Here is a 21,569-nt window from a genome sequence, read left to right as displayed (position 1 = left end):
CATGGGTATTGATCTTCCGCTGATCTGGGCCGTGATCATCATCTTCGGCATCATGATGTACGTGGTCATGGACGGCTTCGACCTGGGGATCGGGATTCTCTTCCCGTTCATCCCGGGCAAGACCGACCGTGACGTAATGATGAACACCGTCGCCCCGGTGTGGGACGGTAACGAAACCTGGCTGGTGCTGGGCGGTGCGGCGTTGTTCGGCGCGTTCCCGCTGGCCTATTCGGTGGTGCTGTCGGCGTTGTACCTGCCGCTGATTTTCATGCTGATCGGTCTGATCTTCCGTGGCGTCGCGTTCGAGTTTCGCTTCAAGGCCAAGGACGATAAACGTCATCTCTGGGACAAGGCGTTCATCGGTGGTTCGGTGGCGGCGACGTTCTTCCAGGGCGTGGCGCTCGGCGCGTTCATCGATGGTCTGCCCGTGGTCAATCGGCAGTTCGCCGGTGGCTCACTGGATTGGCTGACGCCGTTCACGCTGTTCTGCGGTGCCGCGTTGGTGGTTGCTTATGCCTTGCTCGGCTGCACCTGGCTGATCATGAAGACCGAAGGCAAGCTGCAAGAGCAGATGCACAACCTGGCGCGGCCGCTGGCCTTCGTGCTGTTGGCCGTGATCGGTATCGTCAGTATCTGGACGCCTCTGGCACACACGGACATTGCCACACGCTGGTTCAGCATGCCGAACCTGTTCTGGTTCATGCCGGTGCCGATTCTGGTGTTGGTGACGATGTATGGCTTGATCCGCGCCGTGGCACGCAATGCCAATTACATGCCGTTCCTGCTGACCCTGGTGCTGATCTTCCTCGGCTACAGCGGACTGGGCATCAGCCTGTGGCCGAACATCGTGCCGCCGTCGATCTCGATCTGGGACGCCGCCGCACCGCCGCAAAGTCAGGGTTTCATGCTGGTGGGTACGTTGTTCATCATCCCGTTCATCCTGGGTTACACCTTCTGGAGCTACTACGTGTTCCGCGGCAAGGTGACTCATGAGGACGGTTATCACTAGTCGTGACCACGAAGGCGTCGCTAGCGGCGCCATCTCCCTCAATCGGAGGATGAAGCAATGCCCGGCAAACATTCCCTGCACGACATTGAAGAGGCCGAAAAAAAACCGCTATGGCAGCGGCTCGGCTGGTTGGCCATGATCTGGGTGGGCAGTGTCGGTGCGCTGTTTATCGTTGCCAGCCTGATGCGCATGTTCATGAACGCCGCAGGCCTGACCACTCACTGAATCACTTCGTCCCGGCGCCTTCGGGTACGGATTTGCAACCCTCCTGACGGAGGGTTTTTTTGTCTTGCGGATTACTTGCGGGCCTTGAGGATCACGAACTTCGGCGTTGCCGCCACCTGCTCGACACCCCGGAAAAGTCGCGCCAGTTTGCTGTGGTGACCCAAGTGACGGTTGCCGACGATGTACAGCGCACCACCGACCACCAGCGCTTCGCGAGCCTGCTGAAACATGCGCCAGGCAAGGAAGTCGCCCACCACTTGCTGCTGATGGAACGGCGGATTGCACAGGATCACATCCAGCGATTGTGCTTCCTGCCCGGCCAGGCCATCGCCGGCCCGCACGATCACGTCGCGATCACCCAACGCGGCGCGCCAGTTCTCGGTGGCCGATTGCACCGCCATGAACGACTCGTCGACCAGCGTGTACTGCGCATCGGGGTTTTGCAAAGCACTGGCTATCGCCAAAACACCGTTGCCGCAGCCGAGATCGGCAACCCGTGCGCTACCCAGACTCTTGGGCAAATGCGGCAAAAAGGCGCGGGTGCCGATGTCCAGGCCTTCACGACAAAACACGTTGGCGTGGTTGAGCAATTCGATAGACGGTGTGTCGAGACGATAACGCGATGGGTAGGGCGACACCGCCGGTGTCTTTGCTTCTGGTGTGGCGATGAGCAATCGGGCTTTTTTCACTGCCAGTGAAGCTTGCACCGGGCCGATGTAACGTTCCAGCAGATCACCGGCAGCGCGTGGCAGATGTTTGACCATCGCCGCGGCGATCACTTCAGCGCCGGGTGCCAGTTGCTCTTGCAGGCGAATGAGTTGTTCTTCGAGCAAGGCGAGGGTTTTAGGTACGCGGATCAGCACGCGGTCGAAGGGCCCGACCACAGGCTCGCTGGCCGGAATACCGCAGATCGCATCGAACGCTTGGCCGTTGCGCAGCAGGTTTTTTTCCAGACCTTGAAAACCCAGAAACGAATCACCGCTGCTGGTCACTTGCACCTTGCCCAGCAGGCTGGCGGCCAGTGCGCCGAAGCTGTCGTTGAGCACCAAGACTCGGGTGTCGGCCGTCGGTTGCTGTGCGGCCAGATGGTTGAGCAAGTATTCGTCGGCCGCATCGAAAGCCTGCAGTGGTTCGTTCTGCTGTTCGGGCTGGCGGATCAGGTCGAGTTGGGCGAAGGGCGTATCGAGCAAAGGCATGGGGCGGGGACTCAGGGTGATCAACGGGTATCCCGCAGCCCTGGTGTCATGCGGCGGAACCGATCAAGTGAACTACAACGCAACAAAGCTTCACGTCATCACTCAGAAAGGCCACAAATGGTACGTTTTTTTCTCCGCAAATACCCGTAAGTTTTAATCCGGATGCCAGGCGACGCTTTAGATGATTCCGGCCCTGGCGGCCGCGATGACGGCGGAAATCTTGTTGCAGACGTTGAGTTTCTCGATCACGTTTTGCACGTGATAGTTCACGGTGCGTTCGCTCAAGCTGAGGATTTTCGAGATCTCATAAGCCGTTTTTCCACCGGCGGACAATTGCAGAACCTCCAGTTCTCGTGGTGAAAGGTGCGGTTTTTCGGATTTGGCCGGATTCACGGGCAGGGTGCGGGCGAACAGTTCGCTCAAGTGACTCGCGGCGTAGAAGATATAACCAAAGTGCTCGTACAACTCTAGCGGACTGATCGGGCAGTGCTTACGTGCAAGGCTGATAATGCTGCACAAACCCGTATCATTATGATGGAAGGCCTGGGACCAGCCATATTGCAGTTTGTGCGCCTTTAGCGCTTCCCATAGTCGCGGCGTATCTGCAAAGACTGTTTCATTCCATACAATCGGCATGAGTGACTGATTGCAATGCGCTACTACTGGGTCAACTACGCTGAATTTTTGTTGTTCATATTGCTGATTCCATTCTTTGGGGTAGTTGTTGATTTGAAACGCATCAAGATGCACTTCCCGATGGGGGGACGTGACCGAAATTGCACAAAAATTGAAACCGAGATTTTCGGCGAATCTGAGCAAAATCGGATAAGCGGCATCTATCCCTTTAGCGAAAGTCAGTTGCCTTAACTGCGACTCCTTCCACGTTTCCATTACATGCTCTCCGTTGGTGTTGCATAGGGGGCGCCGAATTGATCCAAAAACCCGGCACGGGTCGAAGTGTAGGATATTTCCTGCGTGTGGTTTTAAATTATTTCGCTCTTGAAGATGCCGGTGTGTTCAGTAAATGTTCTTAGCAATTAAAAAATACTTTAATTTAAGTCATCATCCTGACTTTTAACAAATGGATGGTTTTTCTGAATGCCATTACCAATCATCGGTGTTTAGACGGGGGGAATTGCGGGACACTGGTGGCAATCGTTTATCGGAGCGCCCCATGACCGCCAGTGCAGAGAAGTACACGGCTCAGACATTGATCGACGTACAGCCGTTGACCCCAAGTCTATTCACCTTACGCACCCGTCGTGACGCAGGTTTTCGCTTCCGTGCGGGGCAGTTTGCCAGGCTTGGCGTAACCAGGGCCGATGGCAGCACCGTGTGGCGCGCTTATTCGATGGTGTCGTCACCCTTCGACGAGTTTCTTGAGTTCTTTTCCATCGTAGTTCCGGGCGGTGAGTTCACCAGTGAATTAAGTCGGCTGCAGATCGGCGATAGCTTGCTGGTGGAACGGCAGGCGTTCGGCTATCTGACCCTTGATCGCTTCGTTGACGGTCGGGATCTCTGGTTGTTATCCACAGGCACGGGGGTGGCGCCTTTTCTGTCGATCCTGCAGGATTTCGAGGTCTGGGAAAAATTCGAGCGGATCATTCTGGTGTACAGCGTGCGCGAAGCGCGGGAGTTAGCGTATCAGGAGCTTATTGCCGGGCTGGCGCAACGTGAATACCTGAGCGAGCACGCACACAAGTTGCAATTCATCCCGACAGTCACGCGACAAGCGCATCCCGGCGCGCTGAACGGTCGCATCACTGCGCTGATCGAGAACGGAGAGCTTGAGCGTGTCGCCGGTGTGGAGTTGTCTGCCGAGCACTCGCGGGTCATGTTGTGTGGCAATCCGCAGATGATCGACGACACTCGTGCACTGTTGAAAAAACGGGGCATGAGCTTAAGCCTCACTCGCCGCCCCGGCCAAGTGGCCGTGGAAAACTACTGGTAAACAAACGGCGCCCGAAGGCGCCGTTGTTTATCGCGTGCAAAGTTCAGGGCTGATTGTTCTGGGCCTTGAGCAGATCGCGGATCTCGCCCAGCAATTCCTCTTCTTTGCTAGGCACCGGTGGCAGGCTAGGGGCAACGGCTTCTTCGCGTTTGAGGCGGTTGATGGCTTTGACGCCCATGAAGATTGCGAAGGCGACGATTATGAAGTCGAGCACGGTCTGAATGAATTTGCCGTAAGCCATCACTACCGCAGGGGCGCTGCCCTCGGCGGCTTTCAGCGTAATGGTCAGGTCACTGAAGTCGACACCACCGATCAGCAGGCCGATCGGCGGCATGATCACGTCACCGACAAACGACGAAACGATTTTGCCGAAGGCGGCACCGATGATGATACCGACGGCCATGTCGACCACATTGCCTTTGACCGCGAAGGCCTTGAACTCGCTTAGCACGCCCATAGGTTATTTCCTTGTTACAGATGAGTTTGGTGTACGCAGTGTAAATCAGCAAAACGCGTCCTGCGCGAAACACCTTCTTACAATGCCCGTTTTTATCGACACATCAATCGACGATTAGTTTGCAAAGTGCCACTAATCGCGCGCGAAATACGCCGTAACGCACTGAACAGGAAGCTAAATTTATCAATCATCGAGTTACGAACTTTCTATTTATGTTCGCCGGTTTTGCCCTCTAGCCTCTGTTTGGCGCACCTGGATGCGCCCAAAAAAACCAGAGGAACCTGATATGACTTCCACGCTTGGCTTAGGGGCTTTTCCCCATCGCCGCACCCTTGGTGTACTCACCGCCAGCCTCCTGACCTTCTCCGTGCATGCCGCCCCCCTGACCCGGGACAACGGCGCAGCAGTGGGTGACAATCAGAACTCGCAGACTGCCGGTGCCAATGGCCCGGTGCTGCTGCAGGATGTGCAACTGATCCAGAAGCTGCAGCGTTTCGACCGCGAGCGCATTCCCGAGCGTGTGGTACATGCACGCGGCGCTGGCGCCCACGGCACTTTCACGGTCACCAATGACCTCAGTGACCTGAGCAAGGCCAAGGTCTTTGCCGCCGGCCAGAGCACGCCGGTTTTCGTGCGTTTTTCCGCCGTGGTGCACGGTAATCACTCACCGGAAACCCTGCGCGACCCGCGCGGTTTTGCCACCAAGTTCTACACCGCCGATGGCAACTGGGATCTGGTGGGCAACAACTTCCCGACCTTCTTCATTCGCGATGCGATCAAGTTCCCGGACATGGTGCACGCCTTCAAACCTGATCCGCTTACCAACCTTGATGACGACTCTCGCCGGTTCGACTTCTTCTCCCATGTACCGGAAGCCACGCGCACGCTGACCGAGTTGTATTCCAACTCAGGCACACCAGCCAGTTATCGGGAAATGGACGGCAACGGCGTACATGCTTATAGGTTGATCAATTCAAAAGGTGAAGTGCATTACGTAAAGTTTCACTGGAAGAGTTTGCAAGGCATAAAGAATCTGGCCCCTAAGGAAGTGACGAAAGTTCAAGGTCAGGACTACAGTCATATGACCAATGACTTGGTGACAAACATCAATAAAGGCAATTTTCCGAAGTGGGACTTGTACATTCAGGTTCTGAAACCGCAAGATTTGTCCAAGTTTGATTTCGATCCGCTGGATGCAACCAAGATCTGGCCGGGTATTCCAGAACGCAAAGTTGGACAAATGGTATTGAACCGTAATCCGGCAAATGTGTTCCAGGAAACTGAACAAGTTGCCATGGCGCCGGCCAATGTTGTGCCGGGTATCGAGCCGTCGGAAGATCGTTTGTTGCAAGGCCGAGTGTTCTCTTATGCCGACACGCAAATGTATCGCCTGGGTGCCAATGCCTTGCAATTACCGATCAACGCGCCAAAAGTTGCGGTGAATAATGGCAATCAGGATGGTGCGATGAATGTGGGTGCCAGCCACTCCGGCGTGAACTATCAGCCGAGCCGTTTGCAACCGCGCGAAGAGACGCAAAGCGCGCGTTACAGCCCATCGGCGCTATCGGGCAGCACCCAGCAGGCGAAAATTCAGCGTGAGCAGAACTTCAAGCAGGCCGGCGATCTGTATCGCTCGTTCAGCAAAAAGGAACGTCGTGATCTGATCGACAGCTTTGGCGGCTCGCTGGCCACCACTGATGACGAGAGCAAGCACATCATCCTGTCCTTCCTTTATAAGGCTGATCCCGAATACGGCACCGGCGTGACTAAAGTGGCTATGGGCGACCTGAGCCGAGTCAAGGCGCTGGCGGCCAAACTGGTCGACTGATTCAGCGTTGATGCGACGCGGGGTCTGAATCCGGGCCCCGTTTCGCTCAAGGAGAGTGCTTATGCGTATCTGTCTTTTGTGGCTATCGGGTTGTCTGTCGTTCGCCGCATGGGCGGCCTCCCCTGAGCAGAGCCCCGACGCGATCAAGGCTCTGCTTCAGGACTACTATTTCGACGCGGCCCGGCGTGGTGACGTGCCAATGCTGGAAACCTTCATTGAGTCCGGTTACTCCCTCGATACCCGCGACAGCAAGGGTTACACCGCGCTGATTCTGGCGGCGTATCACGGTCAGGCGCCGGCGGTTGAAAGGTTACTCGCCGCCGGGGCCGATGCCTGTGCTCAGGATCAACGCGGCAACACAGCGTTGATGGGGGCGATTTTCAAGGGCGAATTGCAGATTGCCCGCCGCCTGATGGCGACCGACTGCAGCCCCGACCAACGTAACGGCGCCGGACAGACGGCAGCCATGTACGCCGGATTGTTCAAACGCCTTGAGTTGCTCGACGCACTCAAGGCCAAAGGTGCCGACCTGAATGCCGAAGATCCACTGGGCAACAGCCCCACGCGTCTGGCCAGCGGAGAAATCCGCACCGCCGCGCCGCGCTGATCGGTGATGGCTGCGTTATCATCGCGGTTTTGCCCCGGGGGTTCAGATGGCCAAGGCCAAGCGCATGTACGGCTGCACTGAGTGCGGCGCAACTTTTCCCAAGTGGGCCGGCCAGTGCGGTGAATGTGGTGCCTGGAACACCCTGACTGAAACCATGATCGAAAGCGGCGGGGCCACGGCGCCCACCGGTCGCACCGGTTGGGCCGGGCAGCAGGCGCAGATCAAGACGCTGGCCGAAGTCAGCATTGAAGAGATTCCGCGGTTTTCCACCGCGTCGGGCGAACTCGATCGCGTGCTCGGCGGCGGTCTGGTGGATGGTTCGGTGGTGCTGATTGGCGGCGATCCGGGGATCGGCAAATCGACGATTCTGTTGCAGACCCTGTGTAACCTTGCCAAGAGCATGCCGGCGCTGTACGTCACCGGCGAAGAGTCCCAGCAACAAGTGGCCATGCGCGCCCGCCGTCTCGGCTTGCCCCAGGATCAACTGCGGGTGATGACTGAAACCTGTATCGAAACCATCATCGCCACCGCTCGTCAGGAAAAACCCAAGGTGATGGTGATCGACTCCATCCAGACGATCTTCACCGAACAACTGCAGTCGGCGCCTGGTGGTGTCTCCCAGGTGCGTGAGAGTGCGGCGCTGCTGGTGCGTTACGCCAAGCAAAGCGGCACGGCGATTTTCCTCGTCGGCCATGTCACCAAGGAAGGCGCGCTTGCCGGGCCTCGCGTGCTGGAGCACATGGTCGATACGGTGCTGTATTTCGAAGGCGAGTCCGACGGACGCTTGCGGTTGTTGCGCGCGGTGAAGAACCGCTTCGGCGCGGTCAATGAGTTGGGCGTGTTCGGCATGACCGACAAGGGCCTGAAAGAAGTCTCTAACCCTTCGGCGATTTTTCTGACGCGTGCTCAGGAAGAAGTCCCGGGTAGCGTGGTGATGGCAACGTGGGAAGGCACCCGGCCGATGCTGGTGGAAGTGCAGGCGTTGGTCGATGACAGCCACTTGGCCAACCCGCGACGTGTGACGTTGGGGCTCGATCAGAACCGATTGGCGATGTTACTGGCGGTTTTGCATCGGCACGGCGGCATTCCGACTCACGATCAGGACGTGTTTCTCAATGTGGTCGGCGGGGTGAAAGTGCTGGAGACGGCGTCTGACCTGGCATTGATGGCAGCGGTGATGTCGAGCTTGCGTAATCGGCCATTGCCCCATGATCTGCTGGTGTTTGGTGAAGTGGGCTTGTCTGGCGAAGTGCGTCCGGTGCCCAGTGGACAGGAGCGTTTGAAGGAAGCGGCCAAGCATGGCTTCAAACGGGCGATCGTGCCCAAGGGCAATGCGCCGAAGGAGTCACCGCCAGGGCTGCAGATCATTGCCGTGACCCGTCTGGAACAGGCCCTCGACGCGCTCTTCGAATAAACACTCGGAACCTTGGTGGGAGCGGGCTTGCCCGCGAAAGCGGTGGGTCAGTCGAAATCAATGTTGACTGACACGGCCTCTTCGCGGGCAAGCCCGCTCCCACAGGGATTGGTAGTGGCTTCTAGATTTCGATCAGAGCGCCCAACTCGCGCTCCAGCTCCTGCGGATCGCCCAGGTTGAACTCAATCAAGCGCCGCAGGCGTTCGATGGACTCCAGGCTGATGTGCTTGCAGGCGAAGCCGAGTTGGCCATGGTCGTCGTGGGTCAATTGCACATCCATCTTGATGCCGACCTCATCGTTGAGATGGATATCGACCAGGAAATGCCGCTCCCGATCACCTAGCCACGGCTCTGGCTTCTCGATCAATAGACCCTTTAGCGACAGGTCGATCAACTTCACTGGCCAGATGTACTCGCCCTGGCTCAACTCGGTTTTGGCATCGAACGCGATGCGTTTGAAACGGCGACGCTCGTCAGGTTGTTCGCTCATGGCGCAATCCTCCGGATGTTCGCTGACTATAGACCCGCATTCTTCAACCGTGCCAGTGCAGACAAGCGTCTAGACCAACGTCGGGGTATGGCCTTTGTCGCCAGTAGCGCTAAACTCGGGGTGGCTGTCTTTCTTGTCCACCCTGGCTGGAATAAAAAAATGAAAAATAATAATAGCCTGCTACGCCACTTACCCTGGCTAGTGCTGGCAATCGTAGGAGCGTGCGCCCTGGGCGTAGTGGCATTGCGCCGAGGCGAGGCGATCAACGCCTTGTGGATTGTGGTCGCAGCCGTGGCCATTTATCTGGTTGCGTATCGTTACTACAGCCTGTTCATCGCTAACAATGTGATGCAACTCGATGCGCGTCGGGCCACCCCCGCCGTGCTCAACAACGACGGTCTGGACTACGTTCCAACCAACAAACACATTCTCTTCGGTCACCACTTCGCGGCCATTGCTGGCGCGGGGCCGTTGGTCGGCCCGGTATTGGCAGCGCAGATGGGGTATTTGCCTGGCACGCTTTGGCTGATTGCCGGTGTGGTGCTGGCGGGCGCGGTGCAGGACTTCATGGTTCTGTTCATGTCGACCCGTCGCAACGGCCGATCCCTGGGCGACATGGTGCGTGAAGAAATGGGCCGCATTCCCGGCACCATCGCACTGTTCGGCTGCTTCCTGATCATGATCATCATCCTCGCGGTGCTGGCACTGATCGTGGTGAAAGCGCTGGCGGAGAGCCCGTGGGGCATCTTCACCGTGATGGCGACCATCCCGATCGCGATGTTCATGGGCATTTACATGCGCTACATCCGTCCGGGTCGCATCGGCGAGATCTCGGTGATTGGCGTGGTGCTGCTGCTCGGTTCGATCTGGCTGGGTGGGCAGATTGCCGCTGATCCGGTGTGGGCCAAGGCCTTCAGCTTCACCGGTATTCAAATCACCTGGATGCTGATCGGTTACGGCTTCGTGGCGGCGGTTCTGCCGGTATGGCTGATCCTTGCGCCGCGTGACTATCTGTCGACCTTCCTCAAGATCGGTACGATCATCGCGTTGGCGATCGGCATCCTGGTGACCATGCCTGAGCTGAAAATGCCGGCATTGACCCAGTTCGTCGACGGCACCGGCCCTGTGTGGAAGGGCGGTCTGTTCCCGTTCCTGTTCATCACTATTGCCTGTGGTGCGGTGTCCGGTTTCCACGCGCTGATCTCCTCCGGGACCACGCCGAAGCTGCTGGATAACGAAACCAACGCCCGTTACATCGGTTACGGCGGCATGTTGATGGAGTCGTTCGTCGCCATCATGGCCATGGTTGCCGCTTCGGTGATCGAACCGGGCGTGTACTTCGCCATGAACAGCCCGGCCGCCGTGGTGGGTGGGGATGTCGCTTCGGTGGCGCAGATGGTCAGCAGTTGGGGCTTTGCGATCACGCCTGAGGCGCTGCAAGCCGTCGCCCATGACATTGGTGAAACCACCATTCTGGCCCGTGCTGGCGGTGCGCCGACCCTGGCGGTGGGTATCGCGCAAATCCTGCACAGTGTTCTGCCGGGTGAAAACACCATGGCGTTCTGGTACCACTTTGCGATCCTGTTCGAAGCGCTGTTTATCCTCACCGCTGTGGACGCTGGTACCCGTGCCGGACGTTTCATGCTCCAGGATCTGCTCGGCTCTTTCGTTCCGGCGCTCAAGCGTACCGAGTCGTGGACGGCCAACCTGATTGCCACCGCCGGTTGTGTGGCGATGTGGGGCTGGTTGCTGTACCAAGGCGTGATCGATCCACTGGGTGGCATCAACACCTTGTGGCCGCTGTTCGGTATCTCCAACCAGATGCTGGCCGGTATCGCGCTGATGCTCGGCACTGTGGTTCTGATCAAAATGAAGCGTCAGCGCTACATTTGGGTCACTCTGCTGCCAGCCACCTGGCTGCTGATCTGCACCACAACGGCGGGTTTCATCAAACTGTTCGACGCCAACCCGGCAATCGGTTTCCTGTCGCTGGCCAAGAAGTACAGCGATGCGTTGGCCAACGGTCAGATTATTGCCCCGGCCAAGAGCATCGATCAGATGCAGCACGTCATCTTCAATGCTTACACCAACGCCACGCTGACCGCGCTGTTCCTGTTCGTGGTATTCAGCATCCTGTTCTATGCGCTCAAAGTCGGCATCGCCGCCTGGGGCAAAAAAGAGCGTACGGATAAAGAATCGCCATTCCAGGCTCTGCCGGACGCGTAACCAGAGGATTGCACCATGTTCAATGACCTGAGTCGCCTCGGTAAATACCTCGGTCAGGCTGCGCGCTTGATGGTCGGCATGCCCGACTACGACACCTACGTCGAGCATATGCAAACCAAGCACCCGGACAAACCGATGATGAGCTACGAGATGTTCTTCCGCGAACGTCAGGAGGCCCGTTACGGTGGCAAGGGTGGGCCGAAGTGCTGTTGAGCTGACAGCCTGAGGTTGCTGCAATCCCCCTGTGGGAGCGGGCTTGCTCGCGAAAGCGCAGTGTCAGTTGATGAATGTTCTGACTGATGCACCGCCTTCGCGAGCAAGCCCGCTCCCACATTTGTTTTGTGTTTCTTTTAAGGAGATCGAGTTTTGTCCTCTCCCATTCCGGTCACGGTACTCAGTGGTTTCCTCGGTGCCGGCAAGACCACCTTGCTGCGCCATCTATTGAAAGCCGAGCACGGCCTGAAAATCGCCGTGATCGAAAACGAATTCAGCGACGCCGGTATCGACACGCAGTTGCTGGGTGATGAGCCGGTGCAAGTCATGACCTTGGCCAATGGCTGCGTCTGCTGCACCATTCACACCGATCTGACCAAAGCGCTTTATCTGTTGCTTGAACGCCTGGACAACGGCGAAATCGTCTTCGACCGCTTGGTGATCGAATGCACCGGTCTGGCCGATCCGGCGCCAGTCGCGCAAACCTTCTTCATCGATGAAGAATTGCGTGAGCGCTACATTCTCGACGGCATCATCACACTGGTCGACGCGGCCCACGCCGAGCAGCACCTGACCCAGACCATCGCCCAGGCGCAGATTGGTTTCGCCGACCGCTTGCTGGTGAGCAAGACCGATCTGGTCGACGAAGCGGCATTCACGGCGCTGAGCGAACGGCTGACGCGGATCAACCGTCGAGCACCGATTCGTGTGGTCGAACACGGCAATATCGATCTGGCCGAGTTACTCGATGTGCGCGGCTTCAACCTCAATGCCGACCTGGGTGGCGGGCTGAGTCTGCGGCCGGTGAGCCAGGCGCCGTCTATCGATCGCATCTCCAGTCTGGTGCTGCGCACTGAGCAACCGCTGGATATCGATCAGCTCAGTGAATTCATGAATGAATTGCTGGAGGAGCACGGCAAGCAATTGCTGCGCTACAAAGGCGTGCTGAACATTGCCGGGGAAGATCGGCGGCTGGTGTTTCAGGGCGTGCTGAAACTCTATGGTTTCGACTGGGATACGGAGTGGGCCGAGGGTGAGGCGCGGGACAGTGTGATCGTGTTTATTGCCGATGATTTGCCGGAGGAGAAAATTCGGGCGGGGTTTGCCAGGGTGGCGGCGCAAGGCTAAATATTTGCGCAGTCATTAAGGACCTCTTCGCGAACAAGCCCGCTCCCACAGGTTATGGGGTTGGTCACAAAATCTGTGGTCACCCTCAATCACTGTGGGAGCGGGCCCGCGATGGCGATCATCCGGTGGCGCACTGTTCATTGACGGAATATAACAGGGTGTCTTCCAGATGATCCAGATGTTGGTTCATCAGCATTGCGGCCTTTGCAGCATCCCCATTTTCCACTGCTTCAACAATCGCCAGATGCTCCTGCCACGCGCAACAACGGCGCGTCGATCCATCACCGCGCGCAATCGCCAATGACGTCAGCGGCACCAGACTGCCGAGAAAATGCGCCAGCGGTGCATTCCCCGCCATGTGTGCCAGTTGCAGGTGGAACTCCCCGGACAACCGAATCGCCATCGCCCGCCGATCCTGCTCTACAGCCTGGCGTTCACGTTCGATCAACGCTCGCAGGCGTTTCAATTCTTCGGCCTGTGGCCGCTGACAAGCCAGGCGCACCAGCGTGCTTTCGGTCAGGCGCCGTGCATGCAGGGTTTGCCGCGTTTGTTCGGCATTCAGCGCGGTGACACGCGGGCGATGATTGGCGCGCAACACAATGATGTGTTCATGGGATAGCTGCGTCAGCACCCGCCGCACGTCCGCACGGCTGACACCGAACATCTGCCTGAGGCTGTCTTCGGTGAAACGGCTGGCCGGATCGATGCGTTGCTCCAGAATCGCATCGAACAGTCGTGGATAGAGGTCATCGCTCGGCGCCGGCAGGCGCGAGAAGGGCAGGGCAGCCGGCATCTGACGAGTGTGCGACGGCGTGGCAAGACTGTTCATGGCCGATCTCCAGTGTGAAGAAATTCAGGTGTTCAAGTGGTCTTCCGGAATGTTCAGCTCGATGCCCATCCGCTGGCCTTCGCGCAGGATGTGTCGACGCATCTCGGCGCTGGCCTGGGCGCTGTTCTTGCCGCGTATCGCGCGCACCACGGCTTCGTTTTCTTCGAGGCGTTCGGCCAGATGTTCCGGGGAATTGCGCAGCACGTCAGCGCTTTGTTTGAGGGCGTTGCTGGTTTGTTGCACCACGCTCTGGAAGATCGGGTTCGAGGTCAGGGTGAACAATTCTTCGTGGAAGGCGATGTAGGCGCTGACCCCGGCTTCGCTGTCGCCGGCCTCCAGGGCTTCGCGCATGTCCATCAGGGTCAGGCGCAACTGGCCGACTTCCTTGCTGCTGATCGATTGGGCCACGAGGCCGACAATGAACGGCTCCAGGGTGTAGCGCAGTTGCAGCACGTCTTCGAGGCTGGCGCCGGCCACTGCGCTGTCGTGGCTTTGGCTGTCACTCAGTTGCGCGTCGAGCACCACCACGCCTTTGCCCGGCATCGAGCGCACCAGGCCGAGGGTTTCCAGCACGATCACAGCTTCGCGCAGGCTCGGGCGGCTGATGCCCAGTTGTTCGGCCAGTTCGCGCTGGCCGGGCAGCATGTCGCCGGAGCGCCACTGACCACGGGCCAGCGCGGCCCGAAGTTTTTCTACGACTGAGTTGACGACGGTTGATGTGGTGATCACGTATTCGCTCCATGAGCCGTGCCTGCGGATGAGCAGGCACGGCGGTCATTCAAAATTCTTTGGCGGCTGCTTGAGCGACCGGTTTTCTCGGTTGAAAGGTGTAGCCCTGTTGACCGCTGAGCACCTTGTTCGCTCGCTGCACATCGATGTCCTTTTCCCAACGAGCAATGGCCACGGTGGCGACACAGTTGCCGATCAGGTTAGTCAGCGCTCGGCCGATGCCCATGAACCAGTCCACCGCCAACACCAACACCAGACCGACCACCGGGATGGCGGGGATCGCTGTCAGCGTCGCGGCGAGGATCACCAGCGCCGAACCGGGAATACCGTGGGCACCTTTGGAGGTGATCAGCGATACCAACAGAATGGTCAGCAGATCGGTCATGGCCAGCGGTGTGCCGGTGGCGTTGGCGATGAACACGATGGCCAGGGTCAGGTAGATCGAAAAACCGTCGAGGTTGAACGAGTAACCGGTCGGAATCACCAGCCCGACGGTCGAGCTGCCGATGCCCAGGTGCTCCAGTTTGCGCATGATCTGCGGCAATACGGCGTCGGACGAAGCGGTGCCCATGACGATCAGCATTTCTTCGCGCAGGTACTTGAGCAGCGGCCACAGGCGCAGTCCGGACAAGCGCATTACCAAGCCAAGAATCAAAGCGACAAAGGCAATGCACGTCAGATAGAACAAACCGACCAGACTGCCCAGATGTTGCAGCGAGTCCAGGCCATATTTGCTGGTGGTAAACGCGATGGCGCCGAACACGCCAATCGGCGCCAGACGCACGATCATGCCCATGATCCGAAAGATCACATGGCTCAGCTCGTTGATCAGCCGTGAGATCCCCGAGGCGGCTTCGCCGACCAGATTCAATGCGCTGCCGAACAGCACCGAGAACAACAGCACTTGCAGAATGTTGTTGTCGGCAAAGGCACCGATGACTGAGGTCGGGATCAGATCCATCAGGAACTGCGTAGTGGTGTGTATGTGCTGGCCGCGTTCGGCGATGTCGCCTATGTCCGCGGCGGACAGTTGCTCCAGATGGATATTGGCGCCGCTGCCGATCCCGGTGCTGAACGCAAACACCAGGCCGATCACCAAGGCGATGGTGGTGAGGACTTCAAAATAGATGACTGACTTGAGGCCGATGCGCCCGACCTTCTTCAGGTCGCCCGCGCCACTGATGCCGCTGACCACCACGCAGAACACGATCAGGCCGATGAGCATCTTGATCAGTTTGATGAAACCGTCGCCGAGGGGTTTGAGCTGGGCGGAATATTCGGGAAGGGTCAGCCCGCAGACGATGCCGAGCACCAGTCCGAGAACCACTTGAAGGAAGATTGAACGCGAGCACCATCTGAGCATGGGAGGAATCCTGGTCGGTGTCCTGGCTGCCGTGTGCTGGGCACATCAGATTCAGGACTTAATTATTGTGGTCTTACCGGTATGTCCAGTGCAGGCGCAGTCTAGGCGCTGTTTTTTACGGATCGCAAGTGAAAAATGACGAATTGGCATGACCGGTCTGACCAGTTGCGCGCAATCCCCCGATCTTGAGCGGTTGTCGACTCGAATCTTTTTTGCAGGCGAAAAAAAACCGGCCATCACTGGCCGGTTCTTCATGCTGCGGGTTTAACGTCGCAATTAAGCGCCGTAGACCGGCAGTTTCTTGCAGATGGCTTTGACTTTCTCACGAACGGCGTCGATCACCGCTTCGTTGTTCAGGTCAGCCAGGATGTCGCAGATCCAGCCGGCCAGTTCTTTGCACTCTGCTTCCTTGAAGCCGCGAGTGGTCACAGCCGGAGTACCGAAGCGCAGGCCGGAGGTGACGAATGGCGAGCGTGGATCGTTAGGCACGGAGTTCTTGTTCACGGTGATGAACGCTTTGCCCAGCGCGGCGTCGGCGTCTTTACCGGAGATGTCCTGCTTGATCAGCGACAGCAGGAACAGGTGGTTTTCAGTACCGCCGGAGACCACGTCGAAACCGCGCTCGATGAACACGCCGGCCATGGCTTTGGCGTTTTTCACCACTTGCTGCTGGTAAGTCTTGAACTCAGGCTGCAGCGCTTCCTTGAAGCAGATCGCTTTAGCGGCAATCACGTGCTCCAGCGGGCCGCCTTGGGCGCCCGGGAATACGGCGGAGTTCAGCTTCTTCTCGATGTCGGCGTTGGCGCGAGCCAGGATCAGGCCGCCACGTGGACCGCGCAGGGTCTTGTGGGTGGTGGTGGTCACCACGTCAGCGAAAGGAACCGGGTTCGGGTAGACGCCCGCGGCGACAAGACCGGCCACGTGAGCCATGTCGACGAACAGGTAAGCGCCAACCTTGTCAGCGATCGCGCGAAAGCGTGGGAAGTCCAGAATCTGCGAGTAGGCAGAGAAACCGGCCACGATCATTTTCGGCTTGTGCTCAACAGCCAGACGCTCGACTTCGTCGTAGTCGATCAGGCCGTTGGCGTCGATGCCGTACTGCACCGCGTTGTACAGCTTGCCGGAGGAGGAAACGCTGGCGCCGTGGGTCAGGTGACCGCCGTGGGCCAGGCTCATGCCCAGAATGGTGTCGCCACCTTGCAGCAGGGCCAGGTAGACAGCGGCGTTGGCTTGGGAACCGGCGTGCGGCTGAACGTTGGCGTAATCGGCGCCGAACAGTTCTTTGGCGCGGTCGATGGCCAGTTGTTCAACCACGTCGACGAACTCGCAGCCGCCGTAGTAGCGCTTGCCCGGATAACCTTCGGCGTACTTGTTGGTCAGTACCGAGCCTTGAGCCTCCATCACCGCAGGGCTGGTGTAGTTTTCCGAAGCGATCAGCTCGATGTGTTCTTCCTGGCGCTGAGCTTCTTGCTCCATGGCGGCAAAAAGATCGGCGTCGTACTTGGCAATAGTCAAATCACGGCTGAACATGGCGGTCCTCAAGGATCGGGGGCAGAAAAGGGGGGCATTCTAACCCAATGGGTTTTGGATGGCATATGAAACGACATCATGTCGCAGACAAGTGGCATTCATGACAGATGTGCGGTGCTTTTACTGGCCCCTTCGCGAGCAGGCTCGCTCCCACACTAACCGAGGCCAGCCTGCGATTTTGTGATCGACATCAATCCTTGTGGGAGCGAGCCTGCTCGCGAAGGCCGCGCCACAGATTTTCAGTCGAACATGAAGAGCGCATCGTTACTGAACTGCGCTTCAAACCGGCTCGCCGGCATTGGCCGTCCGAACAGATACCCCTGCACCTCATCGCAGCCATGCTCACGCAGGAAGTCCAATTGCTCATGGGTTTCCACACCTTCGGCGATCACCGCCAGGTTCAGGCTGTGGGCCATGGCGATGATCGCCCGGGCAATCTGTGCGTCCTGCTCGCCGGACGGCAACCCGTCAACGAAGGTGCGGTCGATCTTCAGCACGTCGATCGGGAACTGCTTGAGGTAGTTGAGCGATGAGTAACCGGTGCCGAAGTCATCGACTGCAATGCTCAGGCCGAGGTTTTTCAGCCCGTCGAGAATCTGCATCGCCTCGCAGACTTCGCGCATCAGGATACTTTCGGTCAGTTCCAGCTCCAGGCACGCCGGCGGCAGGCCGGTTTCCTTGAGGATATTGGCGATTCGCGTGCCAAGTTGGCCGTCGGAGAATTGCCGCGCCGAGATGTTCACCGACACTTTGGGCACACGCACGCGGTTCTGGTGCCAGGTCTTGAGCTGGCGACACGCCTCGCCGATCACCCAATCACCGACGTCCACCACCAGCCCGAGTTCTTCCAGTACCGGAATGAAATCTCCCGGCGGCACCAGTCCGCGACGCGGATGACGCCAGCGCAGCAGCGCTTCGGCGCCGGTCAGGCGTTTGCCGTCGCCACTGAATTGCGGCTGGTAATACAGGACGAATTCGTTCTGCTCCAAGGCATGGCGCAGGTCGCTTTCCAGCTCCAGGCGCTCAAGCGCACTGGCGTTCATGTCGGCCTGATAGAACTGGAAGTTGTTCTTGCCGCGTTCCTTGGCGTGGTACATCGCGGTGTCGGCGTTTTTCATCAACTGGCTGAGCTCGTTGCCATCCTGCGGGCTCAAGGCGATGCCGATACTGGCGGTGACGAAGAATTCGCGACCTTCAAGCACGAACGGTCGCACCAGACTCGCAAGAATTTGCTCGGCCACATGGATCGCGCGGTTCAGCGCCATCTCGCGGCTGGAGCGATGTTGCAGCAGCAAGGTGAATTCGTCGCCGCCCATCCGCGCCACGGTGTCGTCATCGTCGACGCAGGCCAGCAGGCGCGTGGCCATGTCCTTGAGCATGCGGTCGCCGGCGGCGTGGCCGAGGGAGTCGTTGATCGGTTTGAAGCGGTCGAGGTCGAGGAACATCAACACCACCCAGGACTTTTGCCGGTCCGCCGATTGCAGCGCGGTGTGCAGACGATCCTGGAACAGCGTGCGGTTCGGCAGGTGGGTCAGGGCGTCGTAGTAGGCGAGGCGATGAATCCGTTGCTCGCTGGCCTTGCGCTCACTGATGTCGCTAAAGAAGCACACGTAACTGGCCAGGTCGCCCTCGTCATCGAGCACGGCGGTGATGCCGACCCACGCCGGGTAATGCTCGCCATTGCGGCGCTTGAGCCAAACCTCACCTTCCCAGGTGTTGTGCTGATGCAGTTGCTTGAGCACGTAACGCAGGTGCGCATCCTGTTGCTCGTCGACGGTGAGCATGTTCGGCAACTGGTCGAGCACTTCGCTGACCGCATAACCACTGACGCGGCTGAAGGCTTCGTTGGCCTGGACGATGTACCCGGCCGGGTCGGTGATCAGGATCGCCGACGTCGAATGCTCGAATACGGTGGCCGCCATGCGCAGGTCTTTCTCGGCGCGGCGCTGCTGGCTGATGTCGCGGCCGACGCCGAGCACGCCTTCAAACGCGCCGTGCTCGTCCCACACCAGCACCAGTCGCAACTCGATCGGGATCTTGCGGCCATCGGCGCGCAGGCAGTCGAACAAGAACATTTGTGTCTGCACCTGGCTGCGTAACATTGCCAGTTGCTCGGGTTTGTCCAGCGCCTTGCTGACCCGATCCATCAGGGTGTAAATGCCGCTCAGTTGCTGTGGGTTGGCGATGGTCGATTGCCAGCCGTTCTGGAAAATCCACTCGGCGTCGTAACCCAGCACCGCTTGCACTGACGGGCTGACGTAGTTCAGCGAGAGCTTGCTGTCGGTGGAAAAAATCACGTCGCTGATGCTTTCGGCGAGCATGCGGTAGCGCTGCTCGCTGTCGCGCAGCGATTCGCTGGCCTCAATTTGCTCGGTGATGTCTTTGGCCACACCGATGATCCGCGTGACCTGATCATGTTTGTCGCGGGCCAGCGCCTGTTCACGAATATCGAAACGCCGCCATTCGCCGTCGCGATGCCGGAAGCGCAACTGGCACTGAAGCAATTGGCTGTAACCGGCGTGTCGCTGCATCTGACGCGAGCGATGGTAATAGTCGGCGTCTTCCGGGTGCAGGAGTATTTCCCAGAAATACTCGCCCATTTGATGCAGCTCGGTGCGGTTGTAGCCCAGCGTTTGGCCGAGGTGGTGGTTGCTGAAAATCATCCGTTGGCTGATCACGTCTTGCACGTAGAGATGATCCGGCACGGTACGCACCACGTCCGACCAGAAGCCTTCGCGCTCCAGTAGCGACAGCTCGATGAGTTTACGGCTGGTGATGTCGTTGATGCTCAGGATCACCGCTTTATAGTCGTGCTGCTCCTGGGGCAGGCGTAAAACCATCCACAGATGTTGATCGCGACCATTGATGTCCGGCAGTTTGATTTCCAGTTCCAGCTGACTTTGCTGTTGAAGTACGGCGTCGAGTACCTGATTGCCGATCGCGCAGTGAGGGTGCGGATGACCGTCGATCAACAGTTGCCAGGCGTCCTCGCAGGAATTGACGTTGAGCAATTGAAGCGCCACCTGATTGACTTCGGTGACGCGCAATTCCTGCAACAACTGCTGACGCTGTTGCGGCTGGTCGAGCCAGGCCTTGAGCTGATCGCTGCTCTGGATCTGCGCCTTGTCGAAAACCTGTTTCAGGCCGGACAGGTCCAGCACGCACAAGGCGACGCCGGTGCCGTCGAAGATGTCCTGATAACGCCGGCGCCCTTCATGGACCTGGCGCTGACGGCGACGCATGTTCAACAGCGCGATCACTGGCAGCAGCGAGAAGGCCAGGCCCAGTAGGCATTTACCGATGAACGCGGGCAGCAATTCTTCGAGCACGCGCTGGCGGTCGAATAACCCGCGCAACTGCCAATCGCTGCTGCTCAGCGGAACGGTGAGCACGGTGTTGGCCAGATCGTCGGGACTCAGCACGCCTGGCTTGGCGGATGACAGTATTTCGTCGTGACTGATGATCTGGTGGTTGAGGCGGTTTTCCACCAGCCACAGCGGACGCAGGCCGGTTTCACTCTGCTTGGTCAACGAGTCGAAGAATGTCGGGGTCAGGCGCAGTGCCCAATAACCACGAACGTTGCCGCTGGCCTGATGCAACAACAGATGTACCACCGAGCCATCGTCGGCATTGCTGAAGTAGTGCGCTTGGGAGCGGCTGCGGCGTACCAGTTCGGTAAGGTAATCGGCGTCGGAGCTTTCGGCACTGCTGTCGCTGAGGATTCTCCCGGAGGGGCTGAGCAACGCCAGGCTGCGCAGGTCCGGCAGCGATTTCTGAAGCTTGCGCAATAGCGCCTGCTGTTCGTCGGTTGATTGCGGTTGTTCGACGATCGGTAGCAGATTGAGGGCGATTTGCGCGTTCAGCGCCATGTTCAGGCTGACCTGTGAGGCGAGGTCGGCGGTGTAATCGATGGTGTATTGGCGCTGGTTTTTCTGGGTTTCGTGCAATTGATCAAGCAATTGCCAGAACAGCAACGCCAGCAACAAGAGCACGAGTGTGGCCAGCGCACCCTTTAATGTTCCGCGCAGGGGCGAGCCTGGCGCCGGTTGGGAGCTGCTCACAGAGGCTGGCGGAGTGACTTTGGACAAGCTGTAATCCTGCGGTTTGGCTGGACTGGCGCGACGTGCACTATAAGCCGGACGCCCGAAGGGCGGCTAGCATGCCTTGAGTCGTGGCGAAGTGCCAGCCCCGTGCGGCTGGACTGCCACCGGTCATTGAGGTAGCTTTGCCCGTTACGCGGGAGCGTTCCAGCTCCTAGACTCAGACTTTTTTCAGCGCGCACGCATTGATCAACATCAAGTGAACGACGCGCACGGTCTGGCCGGGCATCGCCTGCGCTCCAATCATTCATCTGTCACTGACCCAAGGTTCTCC

At 58.6% G+C, this 21,569-nt stretch carries 18 protein-coding genes; 9 read left to right on the top strand and 9 right to left on the bottom strand.

Translation table 11 applies throughout. The features are described 5' to 3' along the window. Position 1 precedes the first annotated feature (1 nt). Positions 2 to 1,009, top strand: coding sequence for a cytochrome d ubiquinol oxidase subunit II (cydB, locus tag ACIOU6_RS21130; protein WP_401138789.1), 1,008 nt, complete (start codon positions 2 to 4; stop codon positions 1,007 to 1,009). A 57-nt stretch (positions 1,010 to 1,066) separates the two neighbouring features. Continuing rightward, positions 1,067 to 1,234: a DUF2474 domain-containing protein gene (locus ACIOU6_RS21125; RefSeq protein ID WP_221730131.1), complete on the top strand. Its 168-nt coding sequence runs from the start codon at positions 1,067 to 1,069 to the stop codon at positions 1,232 to 1,234. Positions 1,235 to 1,305: 71 nt separating this feature from the next. Here the strand turns inward: ACIOU6_RS21125 and ACIOU6_RS21120 are convergent, their stop codons facing one another. Next, positions 1,306 to 2,430 carry a methyltransferase gene (locus ACIOU6_RS21120; RefSeq protein ID WP_401138788.1) on the bottom strand — a complete coding sequence of 375 codons (1,125 nt, stop codon included), beginning with the start codon at positions 2,428 to 2,430 and terminating at the stop codon, positions 1,306 to 1,308. A gap of 177 nt (positions 2,431 to 2,607) precedes the next feature. After that, positions 2,608 to 3,321, bottom strand: a complete 714-nt coding sequence (locus ACIOU6_RS21115; protein ID WP_221730129.1) for an autoinducer binding domain-containing protein — start codon at positions 3,319 to 3,321, stop codon at positions 2,608 to 2,610. Positions 3,322 to 3,604: 283 nt separating this feature from the next. On the opposite strand from ACIOU6_RS21115, the gene ACIOU6_RS21110 reads away from it, so the two are divergent. Then, positions 3,605 to 4,381, top strand: coding sequence for a ferredoxin--NADP reductase (locus ACIOU6_RS21110; RefSeq protein WP_401138787.1), 777 nt, complete (start codon positions 3,605 to 3,607; stop codon positions 4,379 to 4,381). A 43-nt stretch (positions 4,382 to 4,424) separates the two neighbouring features. Here the strand turns inward: ACIOU6_RS21110 and mscL are convergent, their stop codons facing one another. After that, positions 4,425 to 4,838: a large-conductance mechanosensitive channel protein MscL gene (mscL, locus tag ACIOU6_RS21105; RefSeq protein ID WP_221730127.1), complete on the bottom strand. Its 414-nt coding sequence runs from the start codon at positions 4,836 to 4,838 to the stop codon at positions 4,425 to 4,427. 286 nt (positions 4,839 to 5,124) lie between these two features. Between mscL and katB the strand changes: the two genes are divergently transcribed. The 3 genes from katB (at position 5,125) to radA (ending at position 8,687) form a co-directional block, all read left to right on the top strand. Further along, entirely contained in the window at positions 5,125 to 6,666 is a 1,542-nt protein-coding gene (gene katB, locus ACIOU6_RS21100) for a catalase KatB (RefSeq protein WP_401138786.1), read from the top strand. Positions 6,667 to 6,727: 61 nt separating this feature from the next. Continuing rightward, positions 6,728 to 7,273: an ankyrin repeat domain-containing protein gene (locus ACIOU6_RS21095; protein WP_401138785.1), complete on the top strand. Its 546-nt coding sequence runs from the start codon at positions 6,728 to 6,730 to the stop codon at positions 7,271 to 7,273. 46 nt (positions 7,274 to 7,319) lie between these two features. After that, the gene (gene radA / locus ACIOU6_RS21090; RefSeq protein WP_007909773.1) at positions 7,320 to 8,687 is read left to right on the top strand and encodes a DNA repair protein RadA; all 1,368 of its coding nucleotides are present in this window, start codon (positions 7,320 to 7,322) and stop codon (positions 8,685 to 8,687) included. A gap of 121 nt (positions 8,688 to 8,808) precedes the next feature. Here the strand turns inward: radA and ACIOU6_RS21085 are convergent, their stop codons facing one another. Then, the gene (locus tag ACIOU6_RS21085) at positions 8,809 to 9,177 is read right to left on the bottom strand and encodes a PilZ domain-containing protein (protein WP_401138784.1); all 369 of its coding nucleotides are present in this window, start codon (positions 9,175 to 9,177) and stop codon (positions 8,809 to 8,811) included. A gap of 159 nt (positions 9,178 to 9,336) precedes the next feature. Between ACIOU6_RS21085 and ACIOU6_RS21080 the strand changes: the two genes are divergently transcribed. From ACIOU6_RS21080 to yjiA, 3 genes are all read left to right on the top strand, one after another. Beyond that, positions 9,337 to 11,403 (top strand): carbon starvation CstA family protein, encoded by a 2,067-nt coding sequence (locus ACIOU6_RS21080; RefSeq protein ID WP_221730122.1) that lies wholly within the window; start codon positions 9,337 to 9,339, stop codon positions 11,401 to 11,403. Positions 11,404 to 11,418: 15 nt separating this feature from the next. Next, complete coding sequence (locus tag ACIOU6_RS21075; RefSeq protein WP_201228575.1) at positions 11,419 to 11,616, top strand: YbdD/YjiX family protein; 198 nt, start codon at positions 11,419 to 11,421, stop codon at positions 11,614 to 11,616. A gap of 153 nt (positions 11,617 to 11,769) precedes the next feature. Continuing rightward, positions 11,770 to 12,744, top strand: a complete 975-nt coding sequence (gene yjiA / locus ACIOU6_RS21070) for a GTPase (protein ID WP_401138783.1) — start codon at positions 11,770 to 11,772, stop codon at positions 12,742 to 12,744. Positions 12,745 to 12,862: 118 nt separating this feature from the next. On the opposite strand, the gene ACIOU6_RS21065 is transcribed toward yjiA, so the two are convergent. The 5 genes from ACIOU6_RS21065 to ACIOU6_RS21045 all read right to left on the bottom strand — a co-directional run bounded on the left by ACIOU6_RS21065 (position 12,863) and on the right by ACIOU6_RS21045 (position 21,283). Next, a complete protein-coding gene (locus ACIOU6_RS21065; protein ID WP_221730120.1) occupies positions 12,863 to 13,573 on the bottom strand; it encodes a GntR family transcriptional regulator in 711 nt (236 codons plus the stop codon). Between the two features lie 24 nt (positions 13,574 to 13,597). Then, positions 13,598 to 14,302, bottom strand: coding sequence for a FadR/GntR family transcriptional regulator (locus ACIOU6_RS21060; protein ID WP_221730119.1), 705 nt, complete (start codon positions 14,300 to 14,302; stop codon positions 13,598 to 13,600). A 49-nt stretch (positions 14,303 to 14,351) separates the two neighbouring features. Beyond that, positions 14,352 to 15,665 carry a C4-dicarboxylate transporter DctA gene (locus tag ACIOU6_RS21055; RefSeq protein ID WP_401138782.1) on the bottom strand — a complete coding sequence of 438 codons (1,314 nt, stop codon included), beginning with the start codon at positions 15,663 to 15,665 and terminating at the stop codon, positions 14,352 to 14,354. Positions 15,666 to 15,941: 276 nt separating this feature from the next. Then, positions 15,942 to 17,195: a serine hydroxymethyltransferase gene (glyA, locus tag ACIOU6_RS21050; RefSeq protein ID WP_221730117.1), complete on the bottom strand. Its 1,254-nt coding sequence runs from the start codon at positions 17,193 to 17,195 to the stop codon at positions 15,942 to 15,944. A 239-nt stretch (positions 17,196 to 17,434) separates the two neighbouring features. After that, positions 17,435 to 21,283 carry a bifunctional diguanylate cyclase/phosphodiesterase gene (locus ACIOU6_RS21045; protein WP_221730116.1) on the bottom strand — a complete coding sequence of 1,283 codons (3,849 nt, stop codon included), beginning with the start codon at positions 21,281 to 21,283 and terminating at the stop codon, positions 17,435 to 17,437. Positions 21,284 to 21,569: the final 286 nt, after the last annotated feature.

This window comes from Pseudomonas sp. NPDC087615, assembly GCF_044743445.1.
Taxonomy (GTDB): domain Bacteria; phylum Pseudomonadota; class Gammaproteobacteria; order Pseudomonadales; family Pseudomonadaceae; genus Aquipseudomonas; species Aquipseudomonas baetica_A.
This window is presented reverse-complemented; position numbering and strand designations above follow the sequence as displayed.

Excerpts from the sequence above, each read along its gene's own strand:
- cydB (WP_401138789.1), top strand. The coding sequence starts at position 2 with ATGGGTATTGATCTTCCGCTGATCTGGGCCGTGATCATCATCTTCGGC.
- ACIOU6_RS21125 (WP_221730131.1), top strand. The coding sequence starts at position 1,067 with ATGCCCGGCAAACATTCCCTGCACGACATTGAAGAGGCCGAAAAAAAA.
- ACIOU6_RS21120 (WP_401138788.1), bottom strand. The coding sequence starts at position 2,430 with ATGCCTTTGCTCGATACGCCCTTCGCCCAACTCGACCTGATCCGCCAG.
- ACIOU6_RS21115 (WP_221730129.1), bottom strand. The coding sequence starts at position 3,321 with ATGGAAACGTGGAAGGAGTCGCAGTTAAGGCAACTGACTTTCGCTAAA.
- ACIOU6_RS21110 (WP_401138787.1), top strand. The coding sequence starts at position 3,605 with ATGACCGCCAGTGCAGAGAAGTACACGGCTCAGACATTGATCGACGTA.
- mscL (WP_221730127.1), bottom strand. The coding sequence starts at position 4,838 with ATGGGCGTGCTAAGCGAGTTCAAGGCCTTCGCGGTCAAAGGCAATGTG.
- katB (WP_401138786.1), top strand. The coding sequence starts at position 5,125 with ATGACTTCCACGCTTGGCTTAGGGGCTTTTCCCCATCGCCGCACCCTT.
- ACIOU6_RS21095 (WP_401138785.1), top strand. The coding sequence starts at position 6,728 with ATGCGTATCTGTCTTTTGTGGCTATCGGGTTGTCTGTCGTTCGCCGCA.
- radA (WP_007909773.1), top strand. The coding sequence starts at position 7,320 with ATGGCCAAGGCCAAGCGCATGTACGGCTGCACTGAGTGCGGCGCAACT.
- ACIOU6_RS21085 (WP_401138784.1), bottom strand. The coding sequence starts at position 9,177 with ATGAGCGAACAACCTGACGAGCGTCGCCGTTTCAAACGCATCGCGTTC.
- ACIOU6_RS21080 (WP_221730122.1), top strand. The coding sequence starts at position 9,337 with ATGAAAAATAATAATAGCCTGCTACGCCACTTACCCTGGCTAGTGCTG.
- ACIOU6_RS21075 (WP_201228575.1), top strand. The coding sequence starts at position 11,419 with ATGTTCAATGACCTGAGTCGCCTCGGTAAATACCTCGGTCAGGCTGCG.
- ACIOU6_RS21065 (WP_221730120.1), bottom strand. The coding sequence starts at position 13,573 with ATGAACAGTCTTGCCACGCCGTCGCACACTCGTCAGATGCCGGCTGCC.
- ACIOU6_RS21055 (WP_401138782.1), bottom strand. The coding sequence starts at position 15,665 with ATGCTCAGATGGTGCTCGCGTTCAATCTTCCTTCAAGTGGTTCTCGGA.
- glyA (WP_221730117.1), bottom strand. The coding sequence starts at position 17,195 with ATGTTCAGCCGTGATTTGACTATTGCCAAGTACGACGCCGATCTTTTT.